The organism is Paenibacillus sp. CFBP13512, assembly GCF_005233705.1.
GTDB classification, from domain to species: Bacteria; Bacillota; Bacilli; order Paenibacillales; family Paenibacillaceae; genus Saccharibacillus; species Saccharibacillus nuruki.
Genome location: NZ_QGAD01000007.1, coordinates 25703 through 40166, shown reverse-complemented (window position 1 = coordinate 40166; position 14464 = coordinate 25703). Strand labels below are relative to the sequence as shown.

The 14464-nt window shown below is 40.1% G+C and carries 13 protein-coding genes and 1 riboswitch; of the genes, 2 read left to right on the top strand and 11 right to left on the bottom strand.

The genetic code is table 11. From position 1 onward, the window contains the following. Positions 1-184: 184 nt before the first annotated feature. The 4 genes from PaeCFBP13512_RS11915 to cymR all read right to left on the bottom strand — a co-directional run bounded on the left by PaeCFBP13512_RS11915 (position 185) and on the right by cymR (position 2719). Positions 185-379, bottom strand: a complete 195-nt coding sequence (locus PaeCFBP13512_RS11915; protein WP_069329186.1) for a hypothetical protein — start codon at positions 377-379, stop codon at positions 185-187. 28 nt (positions 380-407) lie between these two features. Next, positions 408-914, bottom strand: a complete 507-nt coding sequence (locus tag PaeCFBP13512_RS11910; RefSeq protein ID WP_137223292.1) for a PRC-barrel domain-containing protein — start codon at positions 912-914, stop codon at positions 408-410. A 119-nt stretch (positions 915-1033) separates the two neighbouring features. Then, positions 1034-2185, bottom strand: a complete 1152-nt coding sequence (locus PaeCFBP13512_RS11905) for a cysteine desulfurase family protein (protein ID WP_137223290.1) — start codon at positions 2183-2185, stop codon at positions 1034-1036. A 114-nt stretch (positions 2186-2299) separates the two neighbouring features. Beyond that, positions 2300-2719: a cysteine metabolism transcriptional regulator CymR gene (gene cymR / locus PaeCFBP13512_RS11900; protein WP_069329183.1), complete on the bottom strand. Its 420-nt coding sequence runs from the start codon at positions 2717-2719 to the stop codon at positions 2300-2302. A gap of 332 nt (positions 2720-3051) precedes the next feature. Here cymR and mnmA point away from each other — a divergent pair, with 332 nt between their 5' ends. Continuing rightward, the gene (gene mnmA / locus PaeCFBP13512_RS11895) at positions 3052-4176 is read left to right on the top strand and encodes a tRNA 2-thiouridine(34) synthase MnmA (RefSeq protein WP_137223288.1); all 1125 of its coding nucleotides are present in this window, start codon (positions 3052-3054) and stop codon (positions 4174-4176) included. 100 nt (positions 4177-4276) lie between these two features. Here mnmA and crcB (PaeCFBP13512_RS11890) read toward each other — a convergent pair whose 3' ends face one another. The 3 genes from crcB (PaeCFBP13512_RS11890) to PaeCFBP13512_RS11880 all read right to left on the bottom strand — a co-directional run bounded on the left by crcB (PaeCFBP13512_RS11890) (position 4277) and on the right by PaeCFBP13512_RS11880 (position 6520). Next, positions 4277-4642 carry a fluoride efflux transporter CrcB gene (gene crcB, locus PaeCFBP13512_RS11890; protein ID WP_137223286.1) on the bottom strand — a complete coding sequence of 122 codons (366 nt, stop codon included), beginning with the start codon at positions 4640-4642 and terminating at the stop codon, positions 4277-4279. After that, entirely contained in the window at positions 4632-5024 is a 393-nt protein-coding gene (gene crcB, locus PaeCFBP13512_RS11885; protein ID WP_137223284.1) for a fluoride efflux transporter CrcB, read from the bottom strand. Before crcB (PaeCFBP13512_RS11885) ends, crcB (PaeCFBP13512_RS11890) begins: the two co-directional genes overlap by 11 nt. 68 nt (positions 5025-5092) lie before the next feature. Further along, positions 5093-5155: riboswitch (Fluoride riboswitch) on the bottom strand. A 45-nt stretch (positions 5156-5200) separates the two neighbouring features. Further along, positions 5201-6520, bottom strand: a complete 1320-nt coding sequence (locus PaeCFBP13512_RS11880) for a replication-associated recombination protein A (protein WP_069329179.1) — start codon at positions 6518-6520, stop codon at positions 5201-5203. Positions 6521-6673: 153 nt separating this feature from the next. On the opposite strand from PaeCFBP13512_RS11880, the gene PaeCFBP13512_RS11875 reads away from it, so the two are divergent. After that, complete coding sequence (locus tag PaeCFBP13512_RS11875) at positions 6674-6967, top strand: cupin domain-containing protein (protein ID WP_083243621.1); 294 nt, start codon at positions 6674-6676, stop codon at positions 6965-6967. Positions 6968-7126: 159 nt separating this feature from the next. Here the strand turns inward: PaeCFBP13512_RS11875 and PaeCFBP13512_RS11870 are convergent, their stop codons facing one another. The 4 genes from PaeCFBP13512_RS11870 to hisS all read right to left on the bottom strand — a co-directional run bounded on the left by PaeCFBP13512_RS11870 (position 7127) and on the right by hisS (position 13827). Next, positions 7127-9259, bottom strand: coding sequence for a HelD family protein (locus tag PaeCFBP13512_RS11870; protein ID WP_137223282.1), 2133 nt, complete (start codon positions 9257-9259; stop codon positions 7127-7129). A 556-nt stretch (positions 9260-9815) separates the two neighbouring features. Beyond that, positions 9816-10571, bottom strand: a complete 756-nt coding sequence (locus PaeCFBP13512_RS11865; protein ID WP_069329176.1) for a tRNA threonylcarbamoyladenosine dehydratase — start codon at positions 10569-10571, stop codon at positions 9816-9818. Between the two features lie 154 nt (positions 10572-10725). Continuing rightward, on the bottom strand, positions 10726-12516 hold the full coding sequence (gene aspS, locus PaeCFBP13512_RS11860; RefSeq protein WP_137223280.1) for an aspartate--tRNA ligase: 1791 nt from the start codon (positions 12514-12516) through the stop codon (positions 10726-10728). 66 nt (positions 12517-12582) lie between these two features. Continuing rightward, positions 12583-13827: a histidine--tRNA ligase gene (gene hisS, locus PaeCFBP13512_RS11855; protein ID WP_069329174.1), complete on the bottom strand. Its 1245-nt coding sequence runs from the start codon at positions 13825-13827 to the stop codon at positions 12583-12585. Between the last annotated feature and the right edge of the window lie 637 nt (positions 13828-14464).

Genomic DNA, 14464 nt, shown 5'->3' with positions numbered 1-14464 from the left:
GTCAATCGCATCCATCATGCTTAAAAGCCCCGACTTCTATCGCCACCTCTACAGATGTGCAATACAAGACGGGGTTTTTAAAATAGCGCTGATACACGTAGTATGTATAAGATAAGAATTGTATCGCGCTGTCGGAACAGCCGATATTCGCCATTCTATACATCGTTCACGTTTCTAAAAAGGCTCAAGCTTGTGTATACATAGCTACAGGTTCTTCGACAAACAAATCGTCTAATGAACTCAGTGTGCCGTCTTCTTCGACTTGATACACAGACATTTTACCGCCGTTAACAGTTAACTCAATAAAGCAACCCCAGCAATAAAATTGATGGGAACCAATTTTACCAATATCTTTTGAACTACAATTTGGACATTTCATTCAGCGCTCACCCTATCCGTCTCCAAGTTTAATGACATTCCTGTAGGCGTTCATTACTTTCAATCGGCACCATAATCGCGCTTTCACCAAAAGCAACTTGTCCACTTACTGGAAGCCACTTTCTTCCGCCTATCATATCCGAGATAAAGCCATCACTGATTTCAATCCCGGTAATGCTTTTACCCAACTCATGATCAAAATAAACATCAGACACATAGCCTAACATTGCTCCATCACTGGTAAGCAGAGGCATATCTTTAATTTTGTTTTGACCGATCAAAAATGTATGTTTAATATCGTCAGCCGCGATCTGGCGGACTGCCTGTTGATTGCGAATCATAATAGCGTCTTCTCCATAGGATACAATATCTTCCCATAGTATAGTACGCACTTGTAATGAGAAAAAGCTTTTACCTTCCAGTTCAAAACCTTGAACCGACCAGTCTTCGCTTAATATAAAGTCATGAATTTTACCAAGTTGCTTGCCATCTTCAATATCAAATACAGCAAGTCCAATCATTCCCTGCATCTTCATAACGCTCAGGACCTCCTCATCGCATAGATTGCGCAGGAAGAAAATCATTTCTTTCTTGCCCGGCTGTTGGCGTCATATGATCATCTTCCCTCCCTTATTATTCACCACACAGGGGAGCCCTAATTTCTACTACGTATACGCTTTAAAATAGTTGCAATCTTTTGTGTAGCATATGCTATTTCTTCCCTAGTATTACCCATCCCAAAGCTAAAGCGAATCGCCGAATTCAAGAGATTTTCAGGAATTTTCATTGCTTGAAGAACATGTGACAATTCGAGTGAACCTGAAGTACATGCTGATCCACTGGCAGCTGCAATATTTTCCATATCGAGATTCATTAACATCGTTTCACTTTTCACGCCGGGAAAGCTAATATTCAGAATATGAGGTAGCGATTGATCGAGGGGTGTATTGACAACATACCCTTCGGTACCGACTTGTTGTTCTAATTCTTCTAACATGTATGCACGTAACGATTCCAGATGGTTGATGCGCTCAGATAGTTCTTGTACAGCAAGTTCTACCGCTTGTGCAAAGCCTGCAATACCTGCTAAATTCTCCGTTCCTGCACGACGCTTGCGTTCTTGTAGACCACCGTACAATACAGGTTCTACTTTGACTCCATGACGTATATATAGTGCACCGATCCCTTGTGGACCATTGATTTTGTGAGAAGAAAAGCTAATTAAATCTACAGGTAACTCATGACAGTTCAAAGGAATAGCACCTAGTGCTTGAACAGCATCGGTATGAAAAATAATATTTTTGGCACGTGCTAATTGTCCAATCTCTGTAATCGGCTGAATGGTTCCTACTTCATTGTTACCAAACATAATACTGATCAATATCGTATCCGGGCGAATAGCCGCTTCTACTTCTTCTATAGAAACTAATCCATGAGCATTAACAGGCAAATAAGTTACTTCATAACCACGCTGTTCTAACGCTTCACAAGCATGAAGTACCGCATGGTGTTCAATCTGTGATGTGATGATATGTTTGCCTTTATGACTTAAGGATTCAGCAATCCCAAATAAAGCGAGATTATCACTTTCGGTTCCTCCTGCGGTAAATACCAATTCATCTGGACGACAACCTAGATCTTTAGCGATTTGGTCTCTGGCTCCACTGACTACTTTTTTGGCAGAGCGTCCGAAAGCATGCACACTTGAAGCATTACCGTGGGTATGGGTCATTACCTGTAACATACGTTCAGCCACTTGAGGATGGATCGGAGTAGAAGCTGCATGGTCTAAATAAATAGCGTTCATATCAATTCACCTTTCTGTATCGGAAAATAAAATATACGTACAAAGACAGCAAAAAACGGAAGGGAGCAGCCATATACCTGCGGATTCCCCTCCGTCTTGTTGTCTATATCGAATTTAGATATAAAACATATAATTGTCTTCTTGACCTTGCTCACGGTACGTGATCAGATCTTTAAGTGTTGTTGAATCAATGACTTGAGCGATGGCATCACGAATCTGCATCCATAGATGACGCTTAGCAGCTACATCTTCATCGGTAAAATCAACAACGGAAATGGGACCTTCGAGTACACGAATAACTTCGCCTGCTGTAATCGTCTCCGGTTCACGTGATAAAATATAACCGCCATACGCCCCGCGGATACTTTTTACTAATCCGGCATTACGAAGTGGAGCGATTAACTGCTCCAAATAGTGTTCAGATAGTTGATTTTTTTCAGCAATACTTTTGAGTGATGTAGGACCTTCACCAAAGCGGGAAGACAATTCCATCATGATTGTTAGACCGTAACGTCCTTTAGTTGATATCTTCATATAGGGCACCTCACTTAAATTTGGCAAAAACAATGATAAATCGTTGATTTATTGAACAACCTCAATTATTATTAATAGTTGCACGTATCGTAAAATTTCGATAATTCACTGTATTCCGATCATTCTTGTGACCTATCGTAACATATATACAGGCTTTATGGGAAATTATTCGTGCTTTTCTCCACGCGATCTTGCAAGAAAATGGTACAATGAATTATTGCTGTCGGTTAGATATACCTTTTACAGATGAATTCTTATTATTGGGTACAGAATATGATCCATTTAGCAAATAATACAGAATCATCTCATCTTATATAAAGTGGTGAGTACAAATGGAAAAAGCAAAAGCAGACACTCGTGTCGTTGTCGGTATGTCCGGCGGAGTCGATTCCTCAGTGACCGCGTTGCTACTCAAACAACAAGGTTACGATGTGATCGGAATTTTTATGAAAAACTGGGATGATACCGATGAATTCGGTCATTGTACAGCAGAAGAAGATTCAGAGGATGTGCGCCGGGTCTGTGAACAGATCGGTATTCCTTACTATACAGTGAATTTTGAAAAAGAATACTTTGATAAAGTATTTACGTATTTCTTAGACGAATACAAACGTGGACGCACACCGAATCCAGACGTGATGTGTAACCGTGAAATCAAGTTCGGTGAGTTTTTGAACAAAGCGATGGATCTAGGTGCTGATTATGTCGCTACAGGTCATTATGCACGTGTTATTGAAAAAGATGGTGTATTCCAGTTGCTACGTGGTATTGATAATGGCAAAGATCAAACGTATTTCCTGAATGCGTTGAATCAAAAACAATTATCCAAAACGATGTTCCCGATCGGTCATTTACCTAAACCAGAAGTTCGCCGTATTGCAGAAGAAGCAGGTCTATATACAGCGAAGAAAAAAGATAGCACTGGCGTATGCTTTATCGGTGAACGTAATTTCCGTGAATTTCTAAGTGGATACTTACCTGCCAAATCGGGCAAAATGATTGATATTGCAACAGGTGAAGTCAAAGGCGATCATGATGGATTGATGTATTACACTCTTGGGCAACGTCAAGGATTGGGAATTGGCGGTTCAGGAAATGGTAATCCGTGGTTTGTCGCTGACAAAGATTTGGATCAAAACATTTTGTATGTTGTACAAGGTGATCAACATCCAAGTCTGTATTCGACGGGTCTTGTAGCATCTGTGATGAACTGGATTGATGGTTCTGAACATGCAGTGGGTTCAACTCTTCATTGCGTAGCGAAGTTCCGTTACCGTCAACCGGATCAAGGTGTGACGTTGACATGGCAAGCTGATGGCAATGTCCATGTGCAATTTGATGAGCCACAAAAAGCAATCACCCCAGGACAAGCAGTTGTTTTCTATGATGGAGAACTTTGTCTAGGTGGCGGTACGATTGATGTCGTTGAAAAAGTAGCTTACGAAGCCGTTGTGTAATTGTTATAGAAACTAAGTTAAATATGTAATAACAGCAAAGAGTTACTGATGATCGTTATCAGTAACTCTTTGCTGTTTCTCATACTTCTTAATCACAAACTTATAAATACGTATTTCCTATCCATAGCCCCAATGCACCAAATCCTATGCCCAGTACATAGGAAGCACCGATATAGCTCCAGAAGATACGATACTTTTTTTTCAAATGCAATTCAATATTTTCTAACTTAAATGTTGAGAACGTAGTATAACTGCCCATAAAACCAGTACCAATCAACAATTGAAAATGACTGTTTAACCCTGAAGCGAATAATAATCCTAACAAAAAAGAACCGCTGATATTAATACATAGCGTCGCTAAAGGAAATTGCATCGGCCACTTGGTTTTCATCCAGTTGGATAACAATAAGCGAGTCAACACGCCAAATACCGCTCCTACTGATACCAACAGCATATTAATGAGCATGACGATTCCTCCTTCTGTTCAACCATTGTTCGCTCACATAGAATCCGAAGCGCGAAGATAACAATCCACCGATAAGACTGGCTCCGATATAAAGCATTGCTGTACCGTACCAGTGTTTTTCGATCAGTTGAATACTTTCCACACTAAATGTTGAAAAGGTAGTAAATGAACCTACAAATCCGGTACCAAGCGCTGTAATTATCGTTTTTGAGATATAAGGAAGTTCTGCCAAGTACTTCATCACTATCGCTAACAGAAAACATCCCACAATATTAATGATCAATGTTGCCATTGGAAAGCCAGGGCTTACAATCCATACTCCTGTTAGATAACGACATAATGCTCCCAACACGCCAAATAGAGCGACCCAGACATAATACATATTTATGATCCCCTTTCCTTTACATAAAAATAACTCCTACTCGATCAAGACACAGCAATCCTGTGCTTAAACAAGTAGGAGTCATTAGCTGAAATCAGCAGTCAATAGCGAACTCCATCGCCGATTTTATTGATTTTAATATAACGTATGCCTATTGGTTTGTAAAGAATGGCATATTATAATCCTCGTCTGCGTTCTTGATTGAGCTTGATCTTCGATTCATTGCCCTGTTCTGTCGCTTGATAAAACACTTTACGAGAAATCCCTTTCGGCAAATACTCTTGTTTGACAAAATGATTCGGGAAGTTATGCGGATACTTATATCCTTCATGCCCTAACTGTGCCGATCCTTTGTAATGAGTATCTCGTAAATGCAAAGGAACTTCAGCAGACTTGATCTCATCAATAGCCGACATTGCACTGGAAATGGCAGTATAGACAGCATTAGACTTCGGACTTTCGACAGCAAATAGAATCGCTTGCGCAATATTGAGCTTCGCCTCAGGCCATCCATTTGTACGATACGCATCTAATGCGCCTAGTGATTGAATCATCGCCTGTGGGTTAGCCAGTCCGATATCTTCACTACTGGCAGCGATTAAGCGTCTTAGGAAAGTCATCGGGTCCATCCCTAACTTTTCAACTGCATATAAGAACCAGAATAGAGCAGCATCACTGGAGCCCCGTATACTTTTGTGAAAAGCAGACAATACATCATATTGAGTCGACTCATCTGCCCTTACAATCGGACGACGAATCGATTCTTCTGCCACCTCTAGAGTGACATGAATATTGCCTTCACTGTCTGGTGGTGTAGTCACAGCAGCTAGTTCCAACGCATTAAGTGCTCGCCGAATATCTCCATTAGCCATAGAAGCGATATGTTGTAGTGCTTCTTCATCCACTTGCAATTGCATAAATCCAAGTCCACGCTGTGAATCGCTCAATGCACGCTTCATCGCAATCATCGAATGTTCTTGATTCAATGACTCTAATTGAAAAAGAGTCGAGCGACTCATCAAAGCGCCATTCACATAATGAAAAGGATTTTCAGTTGTAGCCCCTATAAAAATAATCGTTCCTTTTTCTACAGCAGGTAATAATGCATCTTGACGAGAGCTATTAAACCGATGGACTTCATCTAGAAAAAGAATCGTTTTGGTACCGTATAACGACTTATTCGTCTGTGCCCGTTCGATCACTTCACGCACTTCTTTAACTGTGGCTTCTACAGCATTTAGTCGTACAAATTCAGCTTGTGTATGCTTTGAAATAATGTGTGCTAATGTCGTTTTGCCACACCCTGGTGGGCCATATAATAAGATCGATGATACTTGATCTGCTTCAATCGCCCGTCGTAGTAATTTACCTTGACCGACAATCTGTTCTTGCCCTATATATTCATCGAGCGACTGTGGACGCATCCGATCTGCCAGTACACCCATACTCTCTGATCCAGAACCATTGCCACTGTCTTCATAAGAAAATAAATCCATACGTTCACATCCTATCTATACTGACTCATTTATACTGTCACATTTGTAGTGACTGTAATCACCTAGATGATTCTGATTTCGCTCTATAGTAAAAGCAGGTTAACAACAACCCTAATAATTGCCTTATGCTAAACACTTGAAGGAGACGATAGTATGCAAACCATTTTATTAGATACAGTAATACCACAACAGGATAAAAAACTAACTTCGATCTACAATACCGAAGCACGTCAGATTGTTCATTTACAATTAAGTGCGAATCAAGAAATTCCTACTCACAAAAGTCCTAAGCATGTGTTCATTGTGGTCAAAAGTGGAAAAGTAGCTTTTACCGTATCAGACCAAGAAATCATACTTTCTCCTCATGAAGTTTTGATTATGGAACCTGATGAATTTCATTCTCTCAAAGCCCTTGAAGATACCTCTATTTTAGTTATCAAATCCTAAATTGGGCGAAAGACCGTCTCTTTATTTTAACATTATTTTGCACAAAAAGCAGAAAGAGAGTCCATATACAGATTCACTGTATGCGGTACTCTCTTTTTAGCATTCTGACTTAATTGTATAGAATGAGTATCCTTACTCCACTCTACATTTTAATTATTGTTATCTACTAATATAATCAGGTACTTGTTGACCATGCATAATCCACAATTCGTGCAATGCACGCGTACATCCAACATACAATAATTTGGCATCCCAATCATCATTACGATAATGATCTGTATCTACATCAGTAACGATCACTGCATCAAATTCTAACCCTTTAGACAAATACACAGGTAGAATCGAATGTCCACCTTGATAAGCAGCTTTGCCTCCATCAATTAAATGGATGTCTATCCCTTGTTCAGTCAGTTGTTGATGTAGCGCTATCGCTTCATGCAGAGTACGTGTCAGAATAGCAGTTGTGCGGTACTCTTTAGCTTGCAATTGTTGCCAGTGTGACTTAATCTTCTCTACACGTGAATCCGGAAGACAAGGAATCATCTGTACCGGATCACCACTACGGAATACAGGTACAGCGGTGATACCATTTTGTACACCTTTATCCAAAATGATATTTGCAAATTCGATAATTTCCATGGTTGAACGATAACTTCGAGTTAATGGGAAGTAATCGGTCTGCTCCGAAGCAAATAAACTGCTTATTTCTTCCCATTGGTGTACACCTCGATACGCATGAATCCCCTGCGACAAATCGCCCAGTATCGTAAATGAACTACCCCGTACATAATGATCTAATAAAGACACATGGAAAGGCGAAAAGTCTTGCGCTTCATCCATCACCACATGGTCAAAGCGATGTTCGGCTTCCATCTCATGAAGTAACGTATGGATATATACCAGCGCTGGCAGATCATCTTCACGAATACGATCTTTTTTCAATTCACTGGAGATAATTTTGATAATATCAGCCGGAATCTGTTCCCAGATCGGTTGCAGATTTTCAGTGAGACTATTACTTTTAATTGCTTTAAATAGTTGTTTATATAATGTTAACGGCTCGTATTTCGGCCATTTATTTAAGTATGCTTTTTCCCGTTGAGCCGCTTTTTTCTTACGCTCTTTACGGATAGCTTCGGAAGGCGCTATTTTTAACTGCATTTCTACCCAGCGGTGAACACGTGCTATCACTCGCTCTTTACGCTTCGCTAGTGGATAGTGTTTGTATTCATTATTGAACCATTCCAATATCTCAGCTTGTGGCAAAATCGCTTCGTCCCATGGATTAAAGTCTATATCAGGAACTGCTGTCTGCTCAAGCACTTCGATATACTGACGAATCAACTGCATAAATACAAGCGATCCTTTATAACGAGAAGGGGTATGATCGGTTACAGCTGGACGATCGGTATTTTCAAACCAGTAATCATACGTCTCTGATTGAGGAACAAGACGGATATCACTTTTAAGAATCTGTTGCGCCCAGTCACTGAATGTACTTTGCTGAATATCACCTACACCCAGTTCAGGTAACACTTCTGAAATGTAGTCTAAAAACATATGGTTAGGTGCAAAAATAATCATTTTATCGGCAGATACTTGCTCTTGATATTGATACAGTAAAAAAGCTAAGCGATGCAGAGCAACGGTTGTTTTCCCACTACCGGCTACTCCTTGAATCACCAGTGCTGTATTTTTAGCGGCACGGATAATCCGATCTTGCTCGGCTTGAATCGTAGATACAATATCACGCAATTTATTATCTTTATTTTCGCCCAGACGATACACCAGAAATTCATCAGTGACCGCAGGTTCTGTACTTTCACGATCATACGTATCTGCTAGGCGTTCTAACATCCGTTGATGAATCACAATATTGCGTTTCAGATAGACTAATCCTTGAATGAATCCTTCTGGAGCTTCATAGACTGCTGCTTCATCTCCGCCTGTAAATGAGTAAAACAAACTGGCAACCGGTGCTCGCCAATCAATCACTAATGGCTGATCATCCACTTCAGACTTACCTACGCCAATCTTGCCAATATACAGCGGTTGACGCGCTCCTTCTTCTCCTTCTGCAAAATCGAGTCGACCAAAATACGGTGCTTGTGCGCTTTTCGAAAGAGATTGACGTTGCTGTTCACGACCTGATTCCAAAATCTGCTCGGTAAAATCATGACCGGTATAGACAGGAATCTGGCTTAAACGCTCGAGTTGTTCATCGATCTCAACAACCGTTTGTTGCAACTTGTCTTGCTCTTCTTGATAGGCACTTTGAAAGTTGTCCTCCAATTTCAGTTACCTCCTAAGAAATCTACTTATGATCTCTTTGTTAAGCACGCAAAAAAACAAAACGCAGACGTAACAGTAAAAAGGTACACTTCTCATGATCACTTTTTGCAAAGCGAATATGGTGTCATGTGTACTATTTTCAGGTCAGTCTGCGCTTATGTTTATAGTTTTGCCATTAACAAAGGATTTTTAATATACCACAAGCATTTTGAAAAAACTAGTTCTTTTTGGCGGAAATCTATGGATTGATTTGTTTTCAAATGCTCGCTGTGGGCATCATTCGCTTCAGAAAAGGCTTTGTTCTTGCCGTCGCTGGTGAAATGGAATCCTTTGATTAGACTGCATAGCAGTCGGGATTCCACTTCAAAGGCGACTTTCAGAACATATCCATTTCTTACGCTACGTTGGAATGAAGATTATTTTACGTTAGCAATAGCAACATCGTAAATGATTATGAGCTTATACCGATTATCTTTGAAAAGAATGATAAGAAAAGAGCATGTATCTTTGGAAGATAGCATGCTCTTTCTTATGAAAACTTACTTAGCATTGTATTTTAGAGTTCGATGCCATTCTTTTCAAGCAGATCGCGGACAGTGACGCTGACCATGATGAGTCCTGCTACAGGGGGTACGAAAGCATTACTTGCTGGTGGTTGTTTGGCTTTACGGATTTCCGGTGCATTTTCAGGCACGATTTTGTCCGTAATATCCTGACGTGGTTTCATCGGTTTTTCGGTAGAAAATACGACTTTCACGCCTTTTTTGATGCCTTCTTGACGTAATTTGGTACGAACGATACGTGCAATCGGGTCCATTTTGGTCTGCGAAATATCGGCTACCTGAAATTGACTCGGGTCCATTTTGTTAGCTGCACCCATACTCGAAATGACAGGGATTTTGCGTTCTAGGCATTGTTTGATCAAATGGATTTTATAAATGATCGTGTCTGAAGCATCGATTACATAATCGAGATCATATTTAAACAATTCTTCGTACGTTTCTTCGGTATAGAACATGTTTAGTGCGATTGCGTCACATTCAGGATTGATCAATTTGACACGATCCACCATTAGATCCGCTTTCTTTTGTCCAACTGTAGTCGTTAGCGCATGAATTTGGCGATTGATGTTAGTAATATCAACCGTATCTTTGTCGATCAAAATAATACGCCCGATACCTGTACGTGCGAGGGCTTCAACAGCAATTCCGCCGACTCCACCAATACCTAACACAGCAACAGTACTATTTTTCATCACTTCCATACCTTCTGAGCCAAAAGCAAGTTCTGTACGTGAAAATTGGTTTAACATCAATATTCACTCCTTTCTTCATGAGTGGAAGACTGAACTTCATATAAATAGCTCTAATGTATTGTACGTTCTAAGAGCTATATAACAAAAGTATTCTGAGCAAGCATATTTAAAATATCTTTATATCGCATTGCCCAGAATATTTTAAATGATTTTATTTATTTTCTTGTTTTTTGTCATCGCCCGGTTTTTTAGCCAATTTGATATGCAATTGTTGAAGTTGAGAAGTATCGACTTCAGATGGTGCATTCATCAATAGATCTGTAGCATTGGCTGTTTTCGGGAATGCGATCGTTTCACGCAAGTTTGTACGTCCTGCTAGCAACATCACTAGACGGTCAAATCCAAATGCAATACCACCGTGTGGAGGTGTTCCGTATTCGAATGCATCCATCAAGTAACCGAATTTATCACGAGATTCTTCTTCTGGAAGACCCAATGCTGCGAACATTTTTTCTTGTACATCACGTTTGTAAATACGCATTGAACCGCCACCGACTTCATAACCATTCAATACGATATCGTAGGCTTGAGCACGAATTTGACCTGGATCTGTATCGAACAAATGTACATCTTCTTCACGAGGACGTGTGAACGGATGATGTTCTGCAACATAACGTTTCGCATCTTCATCGTAACCAAGTAATGGGAAGTCTACCACCCATACAAATTTGAATGCTTTCTCATCAATCAGACCTAGATCGCTTCCGATTTTCAGACGCAATGCACCCAATACGTCAGCAACGACTTTTTTAGTATCCGCAGAGAATAACAATAAGTCGCCCTCTTCTGCGCCTACAGCTGTTTTAATTTGCTCTAATTCTTGCTCATTGAAGAATTTAACGATAGGTCCTTTAAGCTCGCCTTCTTTCACTTGAATCCAAGCTAGACCTTTAGCGCCATAACGTGCTGCATATGGCTCTAAGCTATCGATTTCTTTACGAGTCCATGTGCCACAACCTTTAGCATTTAAGCACTTCACTTCTCCGCCTTTTTCAATCACAGAAGCAAATACTTTAACACCACTTGCAGCTACAATATCACTCACATTAACCAATTCTAATCCAAAGCGAAGATCTGGTTTATCTGAACCGTATTTATCCATGGCATCAGCATGTGTAATGCGTTGGAATGGAGTAGGGATATCTACATTAACCGTTTCTTTAAATAATTTCACCATTAATTGTTCCATCATATCAAGCAAGTTGTCCTGTGTTAAGAAAGAAGTCTCAATATCAACCTGTGTAAATTCCGGTTGACGGTCTGAACGCAAATCTTCATCACGGAAACAACGAGCGATCTGGTAATAACGTTCCAATCCACTCACCATCAATAATTGTTTGTAAATCTGTGGTGATTGTGGCAATGCGAAAAATTCGCCTGCATGGACACGGCTAGGTACAAGATAATCACGTGCACCTTCTGGTGAACTCTTTGTCAAAATTGGTGTTTCTACATCAATAAAGCCTTCACCATCTAAGAAATCACGGAAAATTTTAGCTGCTTTAGAACGCAACATCAATGTTTTTTGCATTTCAGGACGACGCAAGTCCAAGTAACGATATTTCAAACGAACGGATTCGTCGACTTCGATCCCATCTTCGATAAAGAATGGAGGTGTTTTGGCTGCATTCAATACTTCAATTTCAGTAATGCGTACTTCAATCTCACCTGTTGGCAAGTTTTTGTTGATCGTCTCATCTTCACGTAATACCACTTCGCCTTTAACAGCTAATACATATTCACTACGAACACGATCTGCGATTTGTAGAGCATCGCCAGAGTATGCAGGGTTGAATACAACTTGTACAATCCCTGTACGGTCACGTAGATCGATAAATAGTACGCCACCCAAGTCACGACGAGTCTGTACCCAGCCATTCAAAGTGATCGTTTCGCCAATATTGGCAGTTGTTAGTTGTCCACAGTTATGAGTCCTTAACATAAATTATTCATTCTCCTTCAAATTGAGTTGATGGTCTGAACTTGTGTTGCACAAGTAAAACTATATTTATTTCAAGTGATCTGCTAACTCGTCCATTTTGACAGTTTGCTGTTCACCGGTATCCATACGTTTTAGAGCAATTTCACCACGTAGTAATTCATCTTCACCGAGAATTGCTGTATACCGTGCTTTAAAGCGATCAGCTGATTTCATCTGAGCTTTCATTTTACGTCCTAGATAATCTCGTTCTGCGGAGAAACCTAATTTACGTAATTTGAATAATTGCTTCACAACTTCTACTTCTGCCGCTTCACCGAGTGCTAGCAAATATACATCGAGTGGCTGAATCGCTGGAATATCGACTTCTTGATCTTCCAGTAACAATTGTAGACGTTCCATCCCAATACCAAAGCCGATTCCTGGTTGATCCGGTCCACCGACTTCAGAGACTAACTTGGTATAGCGTCCTCCGCCACCAACAGTATCAATCGCTCCAATACCTTGAGCTTTATATTCAAAAGCAGTATGTGCGTAATAATCCAGACCACGTACAAGACGAGGATTGATCGTATACGCTACATCCATAATTTCCAAATACTCTTTTACTTTGGCAAAATAAGCGGTACTTTCTTCGTCCAAGCTATCTAGAATTGAAGGTGCATCGACGAATTTGTCATGATCGATTTTGCAATCCAAGACACGCATCGGATTTCGTTCCATTCGATTTTGACAATCTTTGCACAACGTATCTCGCATAGGACGTAAGAATCCAAGCAAAGTCTCATTGTAGTTCGCTCTTGTCTCTGCGGTACCAACAGAGTTCACTTCAACAGTAACCCCTTTTAATCCTAATTCTCTAAAAAATTCTAAGCCGAGTGCAATCACTTCTGCATCAATTGCTGGATCAATCGAACCGAAAGCTTCGATACCGAACTGATGGAATTGACGATAACGTCCTGCTTGCGGACGTTCATAACGGAACATAGGACCCATATAATATAATTTGCTGACATCAGGCTCGCCATACAATTTATTTTCAGCATATGCGCGTACAACACCAGCTGTCCCTTCAGGACGTAGCGTCATACTTCTGCCACCTTTATCTTCAAACGTGTACATTTCTTTTTGTACAACATCCGTTGTTTCTCCTACACCACGTTGGAACAATTCTGTCGATTCAAATAATGGTGTACGTATCTCGCGATAGTTGTAACGTCTACATAGATCGCGTGCTTGTTGTTCGACATATTGCCATTTTTCTACTTTACCAGGTAAAAAATCTTGTGTACCTGTCGGTTTTTGAAAAGCCATTTCGTATTCCTCCTTGATTCAAATCATTCTCTATTCTCTTGCTAAATGACACAAAAAAATCCCACGCCTCTGTTTATTAAAAACAGGGACGAGGGATTGGATTATTCCATTCACCCGTGGTACCACCCACATTTCGAATACAACGTTCTAAATCAAACGATAACCGCTTTATTTAGAATACAACCATTGCACTCGCTTCATTAGCGGTTAACGCCCGCTGACTACGCATGAAGTTACTTGGATTCCAAAAGGATTAGTTATACTGTAAATATCAATTTACAGCTACACGTTCTCACTTTTCTATCTTTCACATCATGTTCTCGGGGAGGTCTTTTCACAAAGGAATACAGGGAATTCTTCCAGCCATGGAATTCCTCTCTTTATCGATCATCGATACTGTATCGATCTAAGTTACTTTTCCCGTCTACAAATTCGTATATTTAAAGATTACGTTGATCTCATAATCTTATATTCTATCGTTCCAACTGTCATCTACAAAGCTTATAGTCAGAATCATGTTATATTTAACGATTGTAATGAACCACTGCACTAAAGTCAACACTTTAACTTAATAAAAATATCCTTTGCAAAAAGACTCTATCATTATAGACAAAAAAATAACCTACAGCAACGGGCT

Bases quoted from the DNA above. Each gene is read 5' to 3' on its own strand.
- cymR (WP_069329183.1), bottom strand. From the start codon at position 2,719: ATGAAGATATCAACTAAAGGACGTTACGGTCTAACAATCATGATGGAA.
- crcB (WP_137223286.1), bottom strand. From the start codon at position 4,642: ATGCTCATTAATATGCTGTTGGTATCAGTAGGAGCGGTATTTGGCGTG.
- PaeCFBP13512_RS11910 (WP_137223292.1), bottom strand. From the start codon at position 914: ATGAAGATGCAGGGAATGATTGGACTTGCTGTATTTGATATTGAAGAT.
- aspS (WP_137223280.1), bottom strand. From the start codon at position 12,516: ATGTTAAGGACTCATAACTGTGGACAACTAACAACTGCCAATATTGGC.
- PaeCFBP13512_RS11875 (WP_083243621.1), top strand. From the start codon at position 6,674: ATGCAAACCATTTTATTAGATACAGTAATACCACAACAGGATAAAAAA.
- PaeCFBP13512_RS11905 (WP_137223290.1), bottom strand. From the start codon at position 2,185: ATGAACGCTATTTATTTAGACCATGCAGCTTCTACTCCGATCCATCCT.
- mnmA (WP_137223288.1), top strand. From the start codon at position 3,052: ATGGAAAAAGCAAAAGCAGACACTCGTGTCGTTGTCGGTATGTCCGGC.
- hisS (WP_069329174.1), bottom strand. From the start codon at position 13,827: ATGGCTTTTCAAAAACCGACAGGTACACAAGATTTTTTACCTGGTAAA.
- PaeCFBP13512_RS11915 (WP_069329186.1), bottom strand. From the start codon at position 379: ATGAAATGTCCAAATTGTAGTTCAAAAGATATTGGTAAAATTGGTTCC.
- crcB (WP_137223284.1), bottom strand. From the start codon at position 5,024: ATGTATTATGTCTGGGTCGCTCTATTTGGCGTGTTGGGAGCATTATGT.
- PaeCFBP13512_RS11880 (WP_069329179.1), bottom strand. From the start codon at position 6,520: ATGGATTTATTTTCTTATGAAGACAGTGGCAATGGTTCTGGATCAGAG.
- PaeCFBP13512_RS11865 (WP_069329176.1), bottom strand. From the start codon at position 10,571: ATGTTAAACCAATTTTCACGTACAGAACTTGCTTTTGGCTCAGAAGGT.